General features: G+C 55.8%; 14 protein-coding genes, 1 tRNA gene and 2 pseudogenes. 7 read left to right on the forward strand and 10 right to left on the reverse strand.

Translation table 11 applies throughout. The annotated features are described in order from the left end of the window. Positions 1-20: 20 nt before the first annotated feature. From DR88_RS09625 to DR88_RS28405, 3 genes and pseudogenes are all read left to right on the forward strand, one after another. Positions 21-2,615, forward strand: coding sequence for a fimbria/pilus outer membrane usher protein (locus tag DR88_RS09625; RefSeq protein WP_032430740.1), 2,595 nt, complete (start codon positions 21-23; stop codon positions 2,613-2,615). Beyond that, complete coding sequence (locus DR88_RS09620) at positions 2,612-4,693, forward strand: reverse transcriptase domain-containing protein (RefSeq protein WP_025862282.1); 2,082 nt, start codon at positions 2,612-2,614, stop codon at positions 4,691-4,693. Before DR88_RS09625 ends, DR88_RS09620 begins: the two co-directional genes overlap by 4 nt. Positions 4,694-4,710: 17 nt before the next feature. Then, a pseudogene (locus tag DR88_RS28405) lies at positions 4,711-5,143 on the forward strand (integrase domain-containing protein); the annotation flags it as partial. Positions 5,144-5,453: 310 nt separating this feature from the next. On the opposite strand, the pseudogene DR88_RS0126295 reads toward DR88_RS28405, so the two are convergent. The 3 genes and pseudogenes from DR88_RS0126295 to DR88_RS09610 all read right to left on the reverse strand — a co-directional run. After that, positions 5,454-6,608 (reverse strand): annotated as a pseudogene (locus tag DR88_RS0126295) (tyrosine-type recombinase/integrase); the annotation flags it as partial. Positions 6,609-6,787: 179 nt separating this feature from the next. Then, positions 6,788-6,863, reverse strand: a tRNA-Phe gene (locus DR88_RS09615). Positions 6,864-6,968: 105 nt separating this feature from the next. Next, a complete protein-coding gene (locus DR88_RS09610; RefSeq protein WP_002916694.1) occupies positions 6,969-7,682 on the reverse strand; it encodes a DUF554 domain-containing protein in 714 nt (237 codons plus the stop codon). Between the two features lie 419 nt (positions 7,683-8,101). Here DR88_RS09610 and DR88_RS09605 point away from each other — a divergent pair, with 419 nt between their 5' ends. After that, positions 8,102-10,240: an ornithine decarboxylase gene (locus tag DR88_RS09605; RefSeq protein WP_004149820.1), complete on the forward strand. Its 2,139-nt coding sequence runs from the start codon at positions 8,102-8,104 to the stop codon at positions 10,238-10,240. 43 nt (positions 10,241-10,283) lie between these two features. Here the strand turns inward: DR88_RS09605 and DR88_RS09600 are convergent, their stop codons facing one another. The 4 genes from DR88_RS09600 to mutY form a co-directional block, all read right to left on the reverse strand. Beyond that, a complete protein-coding gene (locus tag DR88_RS09600) occupies positions 10,284-11,537 on the reverse strand; it encodes a nucleoside permease (RefSeq protein ID WP_004144787.1) in 1,254 nt (417 codons plus the stop codon). Between the two features lie 191 nt (positions 11,538-11,728). Continuing rightward, a complete protein-coding gene (gene mltC, locus DR88_RS09595; RefSeq protein WP_002916629.1) occupies positions 11,729-12,811 on the reverse strand; it encodes a membrane-bound lytic murein transglycosylase MltC in 1,083 nt (360 codons plus the stop codon). A 49-nt stretch (positions 12,812-12,860) separates the two neighbouring features. After that, positions 12,861-13,136 carry an oxidative damage protection protein gene (locus DR88_RS09590; RefSeq protein WP_004105744.1) on the reverse strand — a complete coding sequence of 92 codons (276 nt, stop codon included), beginning with the start codon at positions 13,134-13,136 and terminating at the stop codon, positions 12,861-12,863. A gap of 28 nt (positions 13,137-13,164) precedes the next feature. After that, on the reverse strand, positions 13,165-14,268 hold the full coding sequence (gene mutY / locus DR88_RS09585; protein ID WP_169313501.1) for an A/G-specific adenine glycosylase: 1,104 nt from the start codon (positions 14,266-14,268) through the stop codon (positions 13,165-13,167). Positions 14,269-14,358: 90 nt separating this feature from the next. On the opposite strand from mutY, the gene trmB reads away from it, so the two are divergent. From trmB to DR88_RS09570, 3 genes are read left to right on the forward strand one after another with little or no spacing between them, the layout of a single operon-like run. Beyond that, entirely contained in the window at positions 14,359-15,078 is a 720-nt protein-coding gene (trmB, locus tag DR88_RS09580; RefSeq protein WP_002916627.1) for a tRNA (guanosine(46)-N7)-methyltransferase TrmB, read from the forward strand. Beyond that, positions 15,078-15,404, forward strand: coding sequence for a YggL family protein (locus DR88_RS09575; protein WP_002916620.1), 327 nt, complete (start codon positions 15,078-15,080; stop codon positions 15,402-15,404). Before trmB ends, DR88_RS09575 begins: the two co-directional genes overlap by 1 nt. A gap of 50 nt (positions 15,405-15,454) precedes the next feature. Next, positions 15,455-16,174, forward strand: coding sequence for a YggN family protein (locus DR88_RS09570; protein ID WP_019704316.1), 720 nt, complete (start codon positions 15,455-15,457; stop codon positions 16,172-16,174). 47 nt (positions 16,175-16,221) lie between these two features. Here the strand turns inward: DR88_RS09570 and DR88_RS09565 are convergent, their stop codons facing one another. The 3 genes from DR88_RS09565 to DR88_RS09555 are packed head-to-tail and all read right to left on the reverse strand — an operon-like array spanning position 16,222 to position 19,059. Next, the gene (locus DR88_RS09565) at positions 16,222-17,523 is read right to left on the reverse strand and encodes a TRAP transporter large permease (RefSeq protein WP_004149816.1); all 1,302 of its coding nucleotides are present in this window, start codon (positions 17,521-17,523) and stop codon (positions 16,222-16,224) included. Next, complete coding sequence (locus tag DR88_RS09560; protein ID WP_025861936.1) at positions 17,523-18,026, reverse strand: TRAP transporter small permease; 504 nt, start codon at positions 18,024-18,026, stop codon at positions 17,523-17,525. Before DR88_RS09560 ends, DR88_RS09565 begins: the two co-directional genes overlap by 1 nt. A 46-nt stretch (positions 18,027-18,072) precedes the next feature. After that, complete coding sequence (locus DR88_RS09555; RefSeq protein WP_004149814.1) at positions 18,073-19,059, reverse strand: TRAP transporter substrate-binding protein; 987 nt, start codon at positions 19,057-19,059, stop codon at positions 18,073-18,075. Positions 19,060-19,285: the final 226 nt, after the last annotated feature.

Raw genomic sequence — 19,285 nt, forward strand, 5'->3', positions numbered from 1 at the left:
GGTGAATGGAAAAAAGCGACATGCATCTTATTTCTAATTTCGGGAAGCCTTCTTCCGGGAAGCTTTTCCGTTACTCCCCGGTGGCAGGTTTTTTATTGGTTTGTATTAACCCAGCCTGGGCCGGTGATTATTTTGATCCGGGATTTCTTGGTAATTCCGGCGATAATACGGCTGTCGACCTTTCCGCATTTTCTGAGGCCGGGGGAGTTCAGCCGGGGAAATATACGGTATGGGTATTTGTTAACCAGCGCAATGCAGGGCAGTACACCCTGGATTTTCAGAAAAATACGCAGGGCAAAATTGCGCCGGTTCTCACGCCATCTGAACTGGAAACGTTTGGAGTGAATGTCAGGCAACTGCCGGACCTGAAAGATTTGCCTGCTACGGCTGAGATAGACAATATTGGCGCGCTTATCCCTCAGGCGACCACCATGCTGGATCTGGCGCGCCTGCGTCTGGATATCAGCGTACCTCAGGCCGCGATGCAGCCTGAAGTACGTGGTGCGGTTGACCCGTCGCAATGGGAAGAGGGAATTTCCGCCCTGATGGCGAACTATAGCCTCAGCGCCGGTCGTACCACGAATTCCGGCCAGAACCAGACCTCACATAATAACAACCTCTTTGCAACCGTGCGCGCCGGGGCAAACACGGGGCCGTGGCGCCTGCGCAGCACCATGACCCATACCCGGGTGGAGAATAACGGCGGTAATAATGCCCTGACGACCACCCAGACACGCTTTTCGAATACCTACCTTGCCCGCGATATTCGGGGCTGGCGCTCGAACTTACTCATGGGTGAGAGTAGCACCGGAAGTGACGTTTTTGACGGTATCCCTTTCCGTGGGGTGAAGCTCAGCTCTAATGAACAGATGCTCCCGAGCCAGCTTCGTGGCTATGCGCCGGCCATCAGCGGCGTGGCGAACAGTAATGCCCGAGTGACTGTGCGTCAAAACGGCAATGTAGTGTACGAGACCTATGTGGCGCCAGGGCCGTTTTACATCAATGATATCCAGCAGGCCGGCCTGTCAGGGGACTATGATGTCAAAGTCACGGAAGCGGACGGCACCGAGCGCCAGTTCATCGTGCCCTACTCTTCCCTGCCGGTCATGTTGCGTCCCGGTGGCTGGAAGTATGAGCTGACGGCGGGACAGTATGACGGCAATCTGACAGATGGTTCCCGCCGGGCTGATTTTATGCTGGGGACCGTGGTATACGGACTGCCCGGTGATGTCACGCTGTTCGGCGGTATTCTCGCCGCAAAAGACTACCAGGCGTTCAACATCGGTACCGGGGTATCCCTGGGATACGTCGGTGCGCTCTCGGCTGATATCACGAATTCATCGGCGAAGTTTGATAACGAATCCACCCTGATAGGCCAGTCTTATCGCGTTCGTTATTCCAAAAGTCTGCTGTCCACGGGCACCTCTGTTGATTTAACCGCGCTGCGGTATTCAACCGAGGATTATTACAGTTTCAGTGAATTCAACAGTCAGGGACACCAGTTGCAGGAGGGAGTCAGCCCGTGGTCCCTGCAGCGCCGTCGTAACAGCTTCCAGACGCAGCTCAGCCAGCAACTCGGGGACTGGGGAACCATGTATTTCCGGGCCAGCCGGGATGACTACTGGGGAGGCGAACGTACGCTGACCGGCATGTCGCTGGGTTACAGCAACAGCCTGAAAGGCGTCAGTTACGGTGTCAACTACAACATTGATCGGACAAAGGATGCGAACGGTAACTGGCCGGAAAATCGCCAGATTTCGTTTAACGTCAGTGTGCCGTTCAGCATCTTTGGCTATTCACGTAACCTGCAATCAATGTATGCCACCACGACGCTCACTCATGATAACACCGGGCGGACCCTGAGTCAGACCGGGCTCAGTGGTAACACTCTGGACGGGAAACTGTCCTACAGTGCTTCGCAAAGCTGGGGTAACCAGGGACAGATCAGTAACACCAACTTAAATACCGGTTACCAGGGAAGCAAGGGAAGTATCAGCGGCGGATACAGCTACAGCAGCGATATGCAGGCTATCAACATGAGCGCAAGTGGCGGGGTGATGGTGCATAGTGGCGGGATAACGCTGTCACGTGCCATGGGCGATTCGGTGGCGCTGGTGAGTGCCCCGGGGGCGGCTGGCGTGAGTGTCAACGGTGGTACGGCGGTCACCGACTGGCGCGGATATGCGGTAGTGCCTTACCTGACGGATTACACCCGCAACAGCGTGGGTGTTGACCCCAGCACCTTACCGGAAAATGTCGACCTCACACAGACCAACCTCAATGTATACCCGACCAAAGGCGCTGTCGTCAAAGCAAACTTTACGACCCGGGTGGGTTATCAGGTGCTGATGACGCTTAAACTCGACAATGGCGTGGTGCCGTTTGGAGCAGTTGCCACGTTACTGAATGCGGGGATGGCAGAGGTGAATAGCAGCATCGTGGGTGATGACGGACAGGTTTATCTGACCGGATTGCCGGAGCGGGGGGAGTTACTGGTTAAGTGGGGCGAGACAGCAGCACGTCAGTGCCGTGTCAGTTTTGACATCTCCGGTTTATCGACGTCGCCGGATAAACCGGTCCGTCAGGTGACCTATACCTGTCAGGGCGGGAAATGATGAACATGAATCCCACACAGTGTAATGAGCTGAGTGCGGAGCACGATGAACGCACGAAGTGGCATAACGACGACCTGCGTGATGCGCAACGTTTAGACGAGGCCTGGGCCTGGCTGTGTGAGTCGCGCAAAACGGCGCCAGCGAATGCGGATATCTGGCATTTGCGACAGCGCTGGCCTGCCTGCCGGGAAGCGTTTCTCAGAAAACTGCAGTCGGGAGAGCACCACCTGTCCCCCATGTTGGTGGTGGGGACACGCCGTCAGGTGATGTGGCCCGCGGAGGATGCGCTGGCCCTTAAGTGGGTGGCGCTGTCCATCACCCCATCCATCCCGGTACATGAGAAGTGTGAGCATGTGAAGGGGCATGGCGGTGGTAGATCGTCCGTACGTCGGATCTCGCAGAGCCTGACCGAAAACGGTTACCGCTGGGTTTGCCGCACCGACATTAAGGGGTATTACGGGGCTATCAATAAAGAGACTTTGCTGTTGCAGCTGAGAGAGCATATTACGCACCCGGCGTATCTGACTATTTTAACTCAGTATATTCACTACAGCGTGGAAGAGGGCGGCGAGTTTTACACGCCCGAAAAGGGTATCGCGCGTGGTTGCGCGTTAAGTCCGCTCATGGGGGCGTTGCATCTCTGGGCTGTGGATAATTATTTTGCTCATCAACATAAAATCTATTATGGACGTTATATGGACGATTTTGTTATTTTAACTTACAGCCGCTGGCAGTTACGTAAGCAGGTGAAGCAACTCAATAAATATCTTGCGTCATTAGGGTTTGAGAAACACCCGGACAAGACGTTTATTGGCAAAGTGAGCCGGGGTTTTGACTGGCTGGGCGCGTGGCTCACGGATAAGGGTGTGGTCGGCATTGCCCCTCGCGCACTGACCAACCACCGGGAGAAGGTCCGTCGGCTTTATGAGCAGACACGTCACTGGTCTAAAACGAAACAAGCCAGGCGTGTGTCGGATTACCGTGCACGGTGGAAAATTTGGGGGGCTATGGTAGGACTCCTGTCCTCCGCCCCCTCTTACGCCCTCATTGAGGTCATACGCCCAGGCGGGGCGGATGCTACCTGGCGCGTTCCGGTGAACCTCACCATCCCCGGTACCACCGCATCTGGTTCCAATTTGGATACAAATAATCTCGGGGCACCGGCTAGCGTCGTTCGAGCCGACGTAATGCCGCCCGATGGATCCTGCATGCGCGTACCGTTTCACCAGGCCATGACCACGACCAGCGACGGGTTCTACGGCATACCACTAGGTCCGGACCTCGTGTTAGGGATCTCGGGCACGATGACTGGCTCGACCCAGTACACCTCGGGACGTGTGAATGGCTCTGCGACGCTTGCGGATAACGGTGTCACCGCGTCCCAAACCTATCCGCTATCCAGGTGTCCTTGGGCGGCCCCAACCACCACCACGTCTGGGACCCAGACGTCCGTAACAATGTCGTATCCATCCTCGTTCACTGGTAGCGTCTTCATTCATGCAGGTCCGAACGCCGTTGCCGGGACGTACAACGTGGTACCGCTTGTGTTTGCAAAATTCAGTGCGAATACGTGGGGGAGTCCTCCCACAGTCTCCATTCCCTTGCCGTCTGCTGTACGTGTGGTGTTGCCCACTTCGTGCACCGTCAACATAGACACACCTACAGTCCAATTTGGCCAGATTGACGCGTCCGTCGCATCCGGGCAACTCATGCGGGTGCAGCAAAGCACTGTAACGACCTCGTGCACCTCTGTCGATGATGGTGGCAGTGGGACCAATCGCGTGTCAGTTACCCTATCCGCGCAAGGCACCGTTGGAGACGTTTCAAATTCTCTCGCTCTCCAGGATGCCTCGAATACTGTCAAGATGGCTAATATCTTTGGTCTAATAGGAAACCGCCCTGCCGGGCAGTGCACACCCGACGTCAACAACTTCGACTTCGTAGGAACCCCGTTTGACCTGGGAACCGTAGGGGTAGGGAGCACGGGTACCATCCTTACCTGGTCCTTGTGCAGTAACGGAACGGGTGCCCTCGGCATAGGGCATGCTAGTGCGGTGCTCACCGTCTCGTGGCCTTGACAACATTGAACTCGTAGGAAGCGGTTCAGTGCTGTCAGTCACTGAAAACGTGGAAATTGGCGCTGGAGCGCGGCGAAATCCGGTTCACGGTGGTATTTGGTACCAAAGGCCATCGTCCCCGTGAAACCATTCAGGACGCTGGCGCAGGGAAAAAAGTGCCGGAAAATGCCCTGGCTGTCGCAGAACAACGTGACGGCAGACTGATTGACAAGCCCAGTCTCCAGCAAGCGATGGATTACTGGCGCAAAGAAATCGCGAAGACCGGGCTGACGGGGTATTTATATCCTGCAGTCATTCCGTTATGCATGGACGCAGGATGCGCTCCGCCGATATCTGGCGCAGGGATTCAGTCACAGGGAAGCGCTGGCGCTGACCTCGATGGATTTGGGCCACGGCGACGGGCGCGGGCGGTATGTGGTGCGGGTTTACGGGCGACGGGAAGAGGAATAATTTCCTGTTCTGGTGCAATCATGAAAAGCAAAAGGCCGAAGGGGTAAAGGAGCGCTAACGGTAACAGCGCCAGGCCAGAACAGACCAAAGGGCTGAAAGGGCTGGCACTGGCGCAGATTGGTGTTTATCCGGGGAGATCTGGCGCCGAGAAATGGATTACGAAGCTGGTACAAATAAAAAAGCAGATCCGCTGAGATCTGCTTTCCTACGTGATCCACTGAATGGCTCAGGCCACCTGAACCTGCCTGTCATACCGATATGGCGCAACAAAATTCTGCCGACAGGCGTCGAGATAGTCCGACCACCACTACATCATCTGCGTGCGCTCATCGAGGTGCTCCGCCTTGTGGATATAGGCGGCGCGCACGTTGTTACGTTCCTGATGGCTCATCTGCCGCTCCACGGCATCTTTCGACCAGCGCCCGGACTCGATCAGCGCGCTACAGGCCATCGTGCGGAAGCCGTGACCGCATACGTCCACTTTCGTATCGTAGCCCATCACCCGCAGCGCCTTGTTGATGGTGTTTTCGCTCATTGGCTTGCGCGGATCGTGATCGCCGGGAAACAGCAACTCGCTGTTACCGGACAGCAGCTTTAACTGTTTCAGCACCGTGACCGCCTGTTTTGACAGCGGCACCAGATGCGGCGTTTTCATCTTTGCGCCACGCTCTGAATAGCGCACACCCGGAATCGGCTCACGCTCGGCGGGGATGGTCCACATTGCGCCATCCAGATCGATCTCCGTCCAGCGGGCAAAGCGCAGTTCGCTGGAGTGAATAAAGATCAGCAGGTTAAGCTGCACCGCCAGACGGGTTAACAGCCTGCCGGAATAGCCCTCGAAGCACTCCAGTAATTCCGGCATTTTCTCCAGCGGCAGAGCGGGGTAGTGGTTTTTCGGCGGCGGTGCGATGGCTCCGGTAAGATCGTTTGCCGGATTGCTGGCGATCAGGCTCTCCTGTACCGCGTAGCGCATGATCGCCGTGATGCGCTGTTGGAGCCGCGCGGCGGTCTCCAGATTGCCCTTTCTCTCCGCCACCCGCAGCGGGATCAGCAGATCGGCGGTTTTCAGGTCGGCAACGGGGATTTTGCCAATCAGTGGAAATACGTGCAGCTCCAGCGAGCGCAGGGCTTTAGCGGCGTGTGCCTCCGTCCAGCGGATATTGCCTGCCACCCATTTACGGGCGATTTCTTCAAAGGTGTTGCCGCTTTTCTTTGCCTGCTTCTCCTGCTGCTTTTTTACCCCCGGATCGTCACCCGCGCTGAGTACGGCGCGGGCTTCCTCACGCAGCTTACGCGCATTCGCCAGCGTAACGGTTGGGTAAGCGCCAAACGCCAGCTTCTTCTCCTTCCCGCCAAAGCGGTACTTGAGCTGCCAGAGCTTAGAGCCGTTGGGTTTAATCAGCAGGTCCAGACACTGCGCGTCGCTGGGCTTGTAAGGCGTATTGCCAGACTTGGTATTCCGGATGGTGGTATCGGTATTTGAGTGCCCGGACTCGGACTAACGCCGCAGGCGTTGAACAGCGCGCGTGTCGCGCTGGCCCCGAAGGGGTGAGCCGCTGTGCGGCGAATAATCGAACGCAGTTCGATGGAGAGTCCGGCTACAGAAAAGCAAAAACCCGCCTTTTGGGCGGGTTCTTTAAATAGTGGTGCCCGGACTCGGAATCGAACCAAGGACACGGGGATTTTCAATCCCCTGCTCTACCGACTGAGCTATCCGGGCAACGGGGCGCATTAAACCGTAATCGCCGCGCCTCGTCAACGAAATTTATCTGTTTTGCAGCAGACTGAACAATCTATCACCACATTGCGCTAAAAGCACGCGTTTTCAGGCAAAAAACAGCGTCCAGGCCGCGGAAATTGGCATCGCCAGCACCAGCGCAGGCAGCATATTCACTACGGCAAACATTTTTATCCCGCAGATGCGCAGCCCGGTGGCCACCAGCAGCATGCCGCCGACGGCGCTGAAATCCGCCAGCATCATCGGCGTGGTAAGCGGCATAATGATCGCCGCGCAGGCTGCAAGAGTCAGCTGGATAAGCAGCATCGGTACGCTGATGGCGGCGACGGCAATGCCCAGGGTGCAGGCGAAGATGGTAGCGGTGAAAAAGTCGAGAAACGCTTTGGCAATCAGAATGCTGGCGTCGCCGGTCATCCCTTCGCGCATGGCGCCGAAGACGCCGGTGCCGCTGGCGCAGAACAGGACGATAATCGCCACATAGCTCTGAATATAAGACTCATGAGCCGAAGCCTTTTTCTTGCCTTTCGCTGACATCAACTGCTGGAGTTTACTGACCAGCGTATTGATGCCTTTTTCCATATTGCATATTTCGCCGAGCAGCGTCCCCACCAGGGTCGACAGCACCATCACCGGCAGATTGGCGCACTTAATGACCAGTAAAATGCCGATGCCCAATGACGCCAGGCCAAAAATAGAGGTCATTGCGGTGCGGATCCGTTCCGGCAACCGTTGGCTGAGTAAGGCGCCCAGCACACCGCCGACCAGCACCGCGCTGGCGTTAATAAAAGGTCCTGTAACCACGCTGACTCCTGTTAAAAATCCCTGATAACCGCATTATTATGGCGTTAACTTACCGGGAAAGCTTGTGTATCCGTGATATAAGTGCATACGGTTTTCATCTTGCGCCTGTTCGGGAAAGGTGCCATGATTGCGCGAATTTTCTCCTCCCTGATATGAGGCCGCCGATGACGACACAGCCATTATCTCGCCAGCGACGCCGCGCCCAGATGCGCGGGCTGCCTCATCTTGCTACGCTTACCCCTCTGTTCACCATGCGGTGAAGGACACGTATGCTCACTGTAGGGCAACAGTAAGATCGGACGCGTCTGCTTTTACTGATGTCCGGCGGTCGGAGCTGAATCCGTCAGACCCGGACACATCGTTGGGCAAGGTCTCCCTTGTCTGAGGTTTTTACACTCCCGATACGGGCATTTGCGCTTATGAAATCCATGCACATTGCCGCCAGCTGCGAGCTGGTCACCCGCTTGTCCACCCACCGTCGCGTTGTGGCGCTGGACAGTACCGATTTTACCGATGTGGCGGCAGTCGTCATCTCCGCGGCCGACAGTCGCAGCGGCATCCTTACTCTCCTCAGGCGTAGCGGATTTAACCTGCCGGTCTACCTGCTGAGTGAGACGGCGGTCGACAAGCCGGAGGGGGTGCAGGCGGTGATCGCCGGTAAAGATCAGGAGTGGCTGGAGCTGGAGGCGGCGGCCTGTGATTATGAAGCGCGTCTGCTGCCGCCGTTTTTCAATACCCTGACCCAGTACGTCGAGATGGATAACAGCACCTTTGCCTGTCCGGGGCATCAGCACGGGGCGTTTTTCAAAAAGCACCCTGCAGGCCGTCAGTTCTATGACTTTTTTGGCGAAAATGTCTTTCGCGCCGACATGTGCAACGCCGATGTGAAATTAGGCGATCTGCTGATCCACGAAGGATCGGCCAAGCACGCGCAGAAGTTCGCTGCGAAGGTGTTCAACGCGGATAAAACCTACTTCGTCCTCAACGGCACCTCGGCGGCCAACAAAGTCGTGACCAACGCGCTATTGACCCGCGGCGATCTGGTGCTGTTCGATCGTAACAACCACAAGTCAAACCATCACGGGGCGCTGATCCAGGCGGGAGCGACGCCTGTCTATCTGGAAGCTGCGCGCAATCCGTTCGGCTTTATCGGCGGCATTGACGAGCGCTGCTTTGATGAGCATTACCTGCGGGATCTCATCCGCGAAGCGGCGCCAGAGAAAGCCACGGCCTCTCGCCCGTTTCGTCTGGCGGTGATCCAGCTCGGAACCTATGACGGCACGGTCTATAACGCCCGCCAGGTGGTGGATAAGATCGGCCACCTCTGCGATTACATCTTGTTCGACTCGGCGTGGGTGGGCTATGAGCAGTTTATCCCAATGATGGCCGACTGCTCGCCGCTGCTGCTGGAGCTGACCCCCGACGATCCGGGTATTTTTGTCACCCAGTCCGTGCACAAGCAGCAGGCCGGCTTCTCACAGACGTCGCAGATCCATAAAAAGGATAACCATCTGCGCGGCCAGGCGCGCTTCTGTCCGCACAAGCGGCTGAATAACGCCTTTATGCTGCATGCTTCCACCAGCCCGTTCTATCCGCTGTTCGCCGCACTGGACGTCAACGCTAAAATCCATGAAGGTGAGAGCGGCCGTCGCCTGTGGGCCGAGTGCGTGGCGCTGGGCATTGAGGCGCGCAAAGCGATCATCGCCAACTGCAAGATGATCCAGCCCTTTATTCCGCCGATGGTGGCGGGGCGCCCGTGGCAGGATCACCCGACCGAGGCGATCGCCCGGGAGCGCCGCTTCTTCAGCTTCGAACCCGACGCGCGCTGGCATGGTTTTGAAGGCTACGCGGACGACCAGTATTTTGTCGACCCGTGCAAGCTGCTGCTGACCACCCCGGGCATTGACGCTGAAAGTGGGGAGTACAGTGAGTTTGGCATCCCGGCAACCATTCTGGCGCATTATCTGCGTGAAAACGGCATCGTGCCGGAGAAGTGCGATCTCAACTCGATTCTGTTCCTGCTGACGCCGGCGGAAAGTGCCGAAAAAATGGCGCAGCTGGTAGCGATGCTCGGGCAGTTTGAACAGCATATTGAAGCGGATACGCCGCTGGCCGATGTGTTGCCGACCATCTATAACAAATATCCGGTGCGTTATCGCGACTATACCCTGCGCGAGCTGTGCCAGGAGATGCACGATCTGTACGTTAGCTTTGACGTGAAGAGCCTGCAAAAAGAGATGTTCCGTAAACGGAGCTTCCCAAGGGTGGTGATGAATCCCCAGGATGCCAACCACGAGTTTATTCGCGGCAACGTTGAGCTGGTGCGTCTGAGCGAGGCGGAAGGCCGCGTCGCGGCGGAGGGGGCGCTGCCGTATCCGCCGGGCGTGCTGTGCGTGGTGCCCGGCGAGGTCTGGGGCGGCGCCGTGCTGCGCTATTTCCTCGCGCTGGAGGAGGGGGTCAATATGCTGCCTGGCTTCTCGCCGGAGCTGCAGGGGGTTTACAGCGAGACGGATCCGGACGGCATTAAGCGGCTGTATGGCTACGTGCTGAAGGGATAAAAAAACGCCCCGCCGAACAGGCGGGGCGTTTTACTTTTGCCGATCACACGCTCTGCTGGGCGGCGGTCGGTTGTCTGACGTGTTTGTATTTGAACAGCGCCACGAAGGCAAAGGCCAGCACCAGCGAATAGCCGGCGAAAATCAGCCACACGCTCTGCCAGTCAGTGATCCCCTCGACGGTAAAGTGTTCGACGACTTTGCCGCTCACCATCCCGCCGAGAATACAGCCGAAGCCGTTGGTCATCATCAGGAACATCCCCTGAGCGCTGGCGCGGATTTCCGGGCGCACCTCTTTCTCAACGAACACCGAACCGGAGATGTTAAAGAAGTCGAAGGCGCAGCCGTAGACGATCATCGACAGCACCAGCAGTACAGTGCCGAACGGCGTCGGGTCGCCAAAGGCGAACAGGCCGAAGCGCAGCATCCACGCCACAATACTGATAAGCATCACGTTCTTAATGCCGTAGCGGCTAAGGAAGAATGGGATGGTCAGGATAAACAGCGTTTCGGAAATCTGCGAAATCGACATCAGCACTGACGCGTGCTCGACGATAAAGCTGCCGGCAAACAGCGGATCTTTATCGAAGCTGTGCAGAAAGGTGTTACCGAACATGTTAGTGATTTGCAGCTCGGCGCCGAGCATCATCGAGAAGATAAAGAAGATAGCCATACGCTTGTTTTTAAACAGCGCAAAAGCGTTCAGGCCGAGCATCTCCGTCCAGCTTTGATTGCGCTGGGCGTTGGCGACCGGAATATGCGGCAGCGTCAGGGTGAACAGAGTCAGCAGGACCGACAGCGTCGCGCCAATGTACAGCTGCATATGGCTCAGTTCAAAGCCGGAGAAGCTCACGCCCCACATGGCGAGGATAAAGCCGATGGTGCCCCAGATACGAATTGGCGGGAAATCGGTGACAATATCCAGCCCCGCCGACTGCAGGCGGTAGTAGGAGATGGTATTGATCAAGCCAAGCGTCGGCATATAGGCCAGCGAGTTAAGCAGGATCACGAGGAACATCTCGCCCGGCGTGGTGACCTGCGCCGCGAGGTACAGCGTTAACGCGCCGACCAGGTGGCAGATGGCGTATACCCATTTGGCGCTGATCCACTTATCGGCGACGATGCCGAGCAGCGTCGGCATCAACACCGCGGCGATACCGAGCGAGCTATACACTGCTCCGATTGCCGCGCCGTCAAACTTCAGCGTGACAAACATGTACGAGCCAAGCGTGGTGAGCCAGCTCCCCCAAAGGCAGAACTGCAGGAACGACAGTATTTTGAGCTGCAGCTTAAGATTCATGTAGTTATCCTCACGAATGTGGGCTTGTTATGTTTTTAAAATAACATTAATCCCGTTATTTTGATGCGATTCTATCATTCACCAGCTTAATGCTTCTGTTAACTGCCGCAGAAAACCGAAAGATATTACAGAGTATGGCGGAGAATAAGCGCGGCCTCAGCGCGGGGCTGAGGCCGGAGTCGGGAGGAGGGCTATTTACGGCGGTAGCTTTTCTGCGCCGTATTAACTTTGTACAGATAGCGGCGCGATTCCGCCGACGGATGGCGGGTGGTCAGCGTCTGGTAGACGTCCCCTGGCGCCATGCTGTTGATAATATTGGCCGCCTGCACTTTATCGCTGGAGAAGACCCGCAGTACGCTGCCGGCGCCGCCGTTATAGGCAGTGATCACCGCGTAGCGACGCGAGGTGGGGTTATCGATGCCGGCGAGGTAAACATTGTTCAGCATCGCCAGGTAGGCGGTACCGGTGTCGATGTTATTCGCCGGGTCAAACAGATAACTGCGGCTTGGCAGGCCGGATTTACCCTGGGAGCGGAAGACGTCTCTGCCGGCGCTGTGCTGGACCACCTGCATCAGCCCCATGGCGTCGGCATGGCTGACCGCATAGGGGTTAAAGGAGGATTCGGTCTGCATAATCGCGAGGATCAGCGACTCATCAACCCCATACTTACGCGAGGCCTGACGCACCATGCCGAGGTATTTATGCGCACGTTTGTCGAGGTGGTTCGGCACCAGGTTAATGGTGATGCTGTAGACCACGCGCAGGCCGTTGTTGCGGCTCTTCAGACGGGTTTGCAGCAGATAGTCGGCAAAGCGCGCGGCGCGCCACTCCCAGCGAATCGACGCCCCGGTGTTATCCACCACCTGACCATAGAGGAACGGCTCTTTGGAGATCTGGATGTCATCGACATCGGAATAGAGGTCAATGGAGTTGGGGTCATCGCCCATCAACAGGGTTTTGACGATCGCCTGGCGCAGACGTCCGCGAGGGTCGGTGCCGGCAATGGTCTCGACGGTGATCGTCCCTTCATCGAAGTTGATGTGGCTGCGGGTTTGATACTGGTCGGTGTACTTGACGTAGTCCTTTGGCCCGGCGAGCAGGACTTCGTTGTACCCCCAAATGTTCTCGATGTTGTGGGCGAACTGGCCCATCAAAATATCGAATCCGTTCGTGTCCTTGACCCAGGCCTCGTTGTATTCGGCGCCTTTTTTATTGGAGCTGGAACACGAAACGAGCAACGGCGCAATCAGCGCGAGCGCTAAGTATTTTTTCATCATTCCGGGCGTGCGTGTTGTGTTTGTTTTTTTAAAGGCCGCAGGGCCCTTACTGTTTTTCCGGCGGCGTGTAGCCTTCGATGTGCACGTCTTTCCCTTCAAACAGGAACTGCACCATCTCCTGCTCAAGCAGTTTGCGGTGCTCCGGGTTCATCATGCTGAGCTTTTTCTCGTTGATCAGCATGGTCTGCTTGTGCTGCCACTGCGCCCAGGCTTCTTTGGAGATTTCGTTGTAAATACGCTTTCCGAGCTCGCCCGGATACAGCTGGAAATCCTGGCCGTCCGCTTCACGCTGCAGGAAGGTACAAAAAATGGTTCTGCTCATAATTAATCCTCTTTGATAGCCGAAAAATTTATACCGGCGCTCCGGCTTTTAGCTGTTGCAACAAGCGCTCCACGGGGGCCGCCAGACCGACCGACGGCGGCTGCGCTAAGTTATACCAGAGTGCGTTGCCTTCATCCATGCATGCGCCAGATGAGTGCACTGTAAGCCACATCGGCACAATATCCAGGTGGAAATGGCTGAAAGTGTGGCGAAAAGCGGTTAATTGCGTCAGGTTATCGGCCTTTATCTGGCGCTGCGCCAGCCACTCGCGTAGCTCCGCTTCGTCTGCAAACTGCGGAAAACAGAACAACCCGCCCCACAGACCCACCGGCGGACGCTGGGAAAGAAACACCTCGTCGCCGTGCTGCATCAGCAGGAAGTAGCCGGTGCGTTCCGGGAGGGTCTGCTTCGGTTTTTTGCCCGGGTATTCCGCCCATGAATGGTTCGCGTAGGCCACGCAGCCGTTGCTCAGCGGACACAGCTCGCACTTCGGCTTCGAGCGGGTGCAAACCATTGCCCCGAGATCCATCATCGCCTGGTTGAAGCGCTCGACGCCCTCTGCCGGGGTGACCTCTTCGCTGATGTCCCACAGCCGTTTTTCCACCTCTTTTTTCCCCGGCCAGCCGCTGACAGCATAGCAGCGGGCGAGCACGCGCTTCACGTTGCCGTCGAGAATCGGATAATGCTGACCGAGCGAAAGGGATAAAATCGCCCCCGCCGTTGAGCGCCCGACGCCGGGCAGCGCCGCCACTTCGTCAAAGGTCCGGGGGAATTCCCCGCCGTGCAGTGTGGCGACTTGCTGTGCGGCTTTATGTAAGTTGCGCGCCCGCGCGTAGTAGCCCAGACCGGTCCACAGATGCAGCACTTCATCCAGCGGCGCGTTGGCGAGATCCACCACCGTGGGGAAACGCGCCATAAAGCGTTCAAAATAGGGGATTACCGTGGTCACCTGGGTTTGTTGCAACATCACTTCGGAGAGCCATACTTTGTAGGGCGTCTTGGCGATTTGCCAGGGCAGGGTTTTACGCCCGTATTTGTCGTACCAGTCCAGAACCTGGGCTGAAAATTGCGTGGCAAGAAAAGTCAAAGCTACGGCTCCGGGATCGCGATTACAGGGGGGAGATTGCAGCATAAGGGCGAGTGGCTGTAAACCCTTGCATCCGCCGGGTAACTTTGGATAATGCCCGTTTTCCGAACACATTCACAAGCAGACCAAACTTTTATGAAAAACGACGTCATCTCTCCGGAATTCGATGAAAACGGTCGCCCGCTGCGCCGTATTCGTAGCTTCGTCCGTCGCCAGGGCCGCCTGACGAAAGGGCAGCAGCATGCGCTGGATAACATTTGGCCGGTGATGGGCGTTGAATTCAACGATGCGCCGCTCGATTTCGCCGCCCTGTTTGGCCGTGACGCGCCGGTCACCTTAGAAATTGGCTTCGGGATGGGCGCCTCGCTGGTGGCGATGGCGAAAGCCAAACCGGAACAGAATTTCCTCGGCATTGAAGTACACTCCCCGGGCGTTGGCGCTTGTCTGGCTTCTGCGGAAGAAGAAGGCGTACAAAACCTGCGCGTAATGTGTCACGATGCAGTGGAAGTGCTACATACCATGATCCCGGATAACTCGCTGAATATGGTGCAACTGTTTTTCCCTGATCCGTGGCATAAAGCGCGTCATAATAAACGTCGTATCGTGCAGCCGCCTTTCGCTGAGCTGGTGAAAAGCAAGCTGAAGCTCGGCGGCGTCTTCCATATGGCGACCGACTGGGAAGCTTATGCCGTGCATATGCTGGAAGTCATGTCCTCGCTGGAAGGCTATCGTAACCAGTCGGCAAGCAACGATTACGTACCGCGTCCGGAATCGCGCCCGGTAACCAAATTTGAACAGCGTGGCCATCGTCTCGGCCACGGCGTATGGGACTTAATGTTCGAGAGGGTGAAATAATGGCCAAGAATCGTAGCCGTCGTCTGCGTAAAAAAATGCATATCGATGAGTTTCAGGAGTTAGGCTTCTCCGTCGCCTGGCGTTTCCCGGAAGGGACCAGCGAAGAGCAGATCGACCAGACGGTCAACGATCTGATCGAAGAGGTGATAGAGCCGAACAAGCTGGCCTTCGACGGCAGCGGTTATCTCTCCTGGGAAGGGCTCATCTGCATGCAGGAGATTGGTAAGTGCACTGAAGAGCATCAGGCTATCGTACGCAAATGGCTGGAAGCGCGTAAGTTAGAGGATGTGCGCACCAGCGAACTTTTTGACGTCTGGTGGGACTAAGTTTGACAAGGGTCGGCAATTGCCGGCCCGTTTTGTCTTAAGGGAGTTTTATGATGCGTAAAACGCTGCTGGCGGTGGCGCTCTCCATCACCGCTTTGTCTGCCCATGCGGACTACCAGTGTAGCGTCACGCCGCGTGACGATGTGATCCTCAGCCCGCAGCAGGTGCAGGTGAAAGGGGAAAACGGCGATCTGGTGATAAAGCCGGACGGCAATCTGACCTTTAACGGCAAGGCCTATGCGCTCAGCGCCGCCCAGCGCGAACAGGCGCAGGATTATCAGGCCAGCCTGCGCAGCAGCCTGCCGTGGATTGACGAAGGCGCGCGTTCGCGAGTCGAAAAAAGCCGCAAGGCGCTGGATAAAATCATTACCGAACAGGTTGGCGCCAACAGCAGCATGCACGGTCGCCTGACCAAACTGGACGCGCAGCTGAAAGAACAGATGAACCGCATTATCGAACGTCGCAGCGATGGCCTGACTTTCCACTATAAAGCTATCGACCAGGTACGCGCCGATGGCCAGCAGCTGGTGAATCAGGCGATGGGCGGCATTCTGCAGGACAGCATTAACGAGATGGGGGCGAAAGCGGTGCTCAAAGGCGGCGGTAATCCGCTACAGGGCATTCTCGGCAGCCTCGGCGGCCTGCAAACGGCGATTCAGGAGGAATGGAAAAACCAGGAGGCCGATTTCCAGCAGTTCGGCAAAGATGTTTGCAGCCGGGTGGTATCGCTGGAGGACAGCCGCAAAGCGCTGGTTGGCTCGTTAAAGTAAGTTGATTTCGCTACCTGCGCCTGCAGGTAGCGGTTAGGCTCAGTCGATCACATCAGCCCCAGCAGCTGTGGAATAAACAGTGAGATCTGCGGGATATAAACAATCATCATCAGCGCGATCAGCAGGGCGGCGTAGAACGGCAGCAGCGGTTTGATGAGCTGCTGAATTTTAACCCCTGAAATGGAGCAGCCGACAAACAGCGCGCTGCCTACCGGCGGGGTCAGCAGGCCGATGCACAGATTGGCGACCATCATGATGCCAAAATGGACCGGGTTCATGCCTAAATCCTCAGCGATGGGGAGAAATATTGGCGTAAAAATCAGTACTGCTGGGGTCATATCCATAAAGATACCGACGATTAACAGCACGATGTTAATCAGCAGCAGGATCACCAGCGGATTTTCAGAAAACCCCATGAGCGCATCGCTTATCATGTAGGGAATATCGGCATTGGTCATTGCCCACGACATGCCGACGGAAAAACCGATCAGCAGAAGGACGATAGACGTCATCACCACCGATTCAAGGATCAGCTTTGGCAGGTCGCGCCATTTGACTTCCCGATAAATCAGCACTGAGAGGATAAAGGTGTAGACCACGGCGATGGCGGAAGCTTCAGTGGCGGTGAAAATACCGCCGAGGATCCCGCCCATGACAATAATGACCAGCAGCAGGCTGGGCAGGGCGTCGAAAAAAGCCTTTGCCGCCTGGGCGCAGGTCGGGCGGTCGGAAACCGGATATCCGCGGTGTTTAGCGATACCAGCGCAGACCAGCATGATGGACAGACCCATCAGAATGCCCGGCAAATAACCGGCCATAAACAGCGAGGCGACCGAGACGCCGCCGGCCGTCAGAGAAAAGACGATCAGCACGTTTGATGGCGGAATGAGCAGGCCCGTGATGCAGGATGAAACGTTTACCGCCGTGGAGAATGCCGGATCGTAGCCTTTCTGCGTCTGAATGGGATTGAGCGTCCCCCCTACCGCAGCGGCGGCAGCGACTGCCGAACCGGAGATCGAGCCGAACATCATATTGGCCAGCACGTTGACGTGTCCCAACGATCCGGGTACCCGCCCAACCATCACCTGCGCCAGATTGATGAGGCGTATAGCAATTCCCCCGCTGTTCATCAGGGTACCGGCAAAGATAAAGAAGGGGATAGCCAGCAGCGCGAAGTTATCGAGTCCGTTCGCCAGGCGCTGAGCAACGGTAATCACCGCGATATCCCAGGGAAACATCAGCAGCATTGAGCCGACGGTAGCAAGACCGATGGAAAAAGAGATAGGTACGCCAATAAAGACCAGAATAAAGAACGAGCCAAACAGCGTCAGTGCAATATAGCTATCCATTAATTTGCTCCTGCTTCTGAATGTTTCATGTTTTTTAGTCCGTTGCTGATAAAACACAACGCGTAAAACATCATCATGATGCCGGTGAGCGGCAGGATCAGATACACATAGCCCATCGGGATCTGCATTGCGGCTGAGACCTGGGCGGTCGACAGCGTTTTTTCAATCAGTTTTACGCCGCCGGTAACAATCACTGAGCCAGCAAACAGAAAGATAAGCAGATTGATAATGACGCTGAGCAGTGCCTGCTTGCGGGAAGAGAGCATCAGCGTAAGTAAATCGATCGCCAGATGACGCTGGGCGCCGACGGTATAGGCCGCACCCAGTAGCCCGACCCAGATCATTAAGAAACGCGCCAGTTCATCGGTCAGGGTGCTAGGCTGGTTGAGCACGTAGCGGCTGAACACCTGCCAGACGACGCAGACAACCAGCGCAATCATTACGACGACAGAGAATGCGGCGATGGTGCGGTCCACCGCCAGCTTTATGCGGTTAAGTATCATCATTGATTTCCTGGTGAAAGCGGGCCAGCGGCTGGCCCGTTAAAGGTTATTCAGCGGCAGCGTCAAATTTGGCCAGCAGGGCGGCCTGTTTTGGATCTTTCTTAAAGTCATCAAATAGCGGCTGCACGGCGGCACGGAACGGTGCTTTATCCACTTTGATAATTTCGCCCCCCAGGACTTTGGCCTGCGCGCGGGTATCGGCGTCGATCTTCTGCCACAGCTGTTGCTGATATACCTCTGAGGCTTTGGCCGCTTTGACCAGAATTTGCTGCTGCCCCGGCGTCAGTTTGTCCCAGGTTTTGCTGGAGATCACGAGGAAGTCAGGAATGGAGGCATGCTCATCTTCAGAGAACACTTTCGCGATTTCGATATGGCGAGTCTGCACCCAGGAGGGAACGTTATTTTCCGCACCGTCCACCACCCCTTGCTGCATGGCGGTGTAAACTTCACCAAAGGAGATTGGCGTCGGGGAGCCCCCCATTAATTCAATCATTTTTAAGGTTGTCGGGCTGGCCTGCACGCGGATCTTCAGTCCTTTTAAATCCTCCGGTTTGGTGATGGGCTTTTTGGCATAAAAACTTCGGGTTCCGGCGACATAAGCGGAAAGGGCAAAGAATCCTTTCTCTTTCGTCGAATCCATTATTTCCTTGCCCACTTTCCCGAATACCACCTTATTGAAATGATTTTGATCGTTAAACAGGAACGGTAAATTATATATCGCGTAGATATTATCAAATGACTCCAGATCGCTGGCGGAACCTTTGGTCAAATCCAGCGCGCCATTTTGTAATAACTCCATCGTTTCGCGTGCGCTGCCCATCTGGCTACTGGGGTAAATACGAATCTTCATATTACCGTCAGAAAGTTGGTTTACCTCTTTGGCCATCTCTTCAAACGCCTGATGCACCACGTGACTGCGTTCAAGGTTATGTGCCAGTTTTAACGTGATTTTTTCAGCTGCGCTGGCTCCTGAAGAGAATAGAGCAAGCAAAGATATTGCTATTAGAGAACGAGAAAAAGCGTATTTTTTCATGAGTTGGCTCCATGCACTTGTGGTAATTGGTCAATATCTTAAGCGTCATGTTTTGTTTCTGTATGACATATTATCCTTGTTGTCGTACATCTTTAAGCTGCCTGACTCACACTTTTTCTCAATGAGGTACTGAAATAATGGATTTTATGGGTTTAATTATATTTTGTTTCTATAAATAAAAGAGAATTAATTAGAGGATGGAATATTTTAAAAGAATGAATCGGGA

The organism is Klebsiella pneumoniae (genome assembly GCF_000742135.1).
In the GTDB taxonomy this organism is placed as follows: Bacteria; Pseudomonadota; Gammaproteobacteria; order Enterobacterales; family Enterobacteriaceae; genus Klebsiella; species Klebsiella pneumoniae.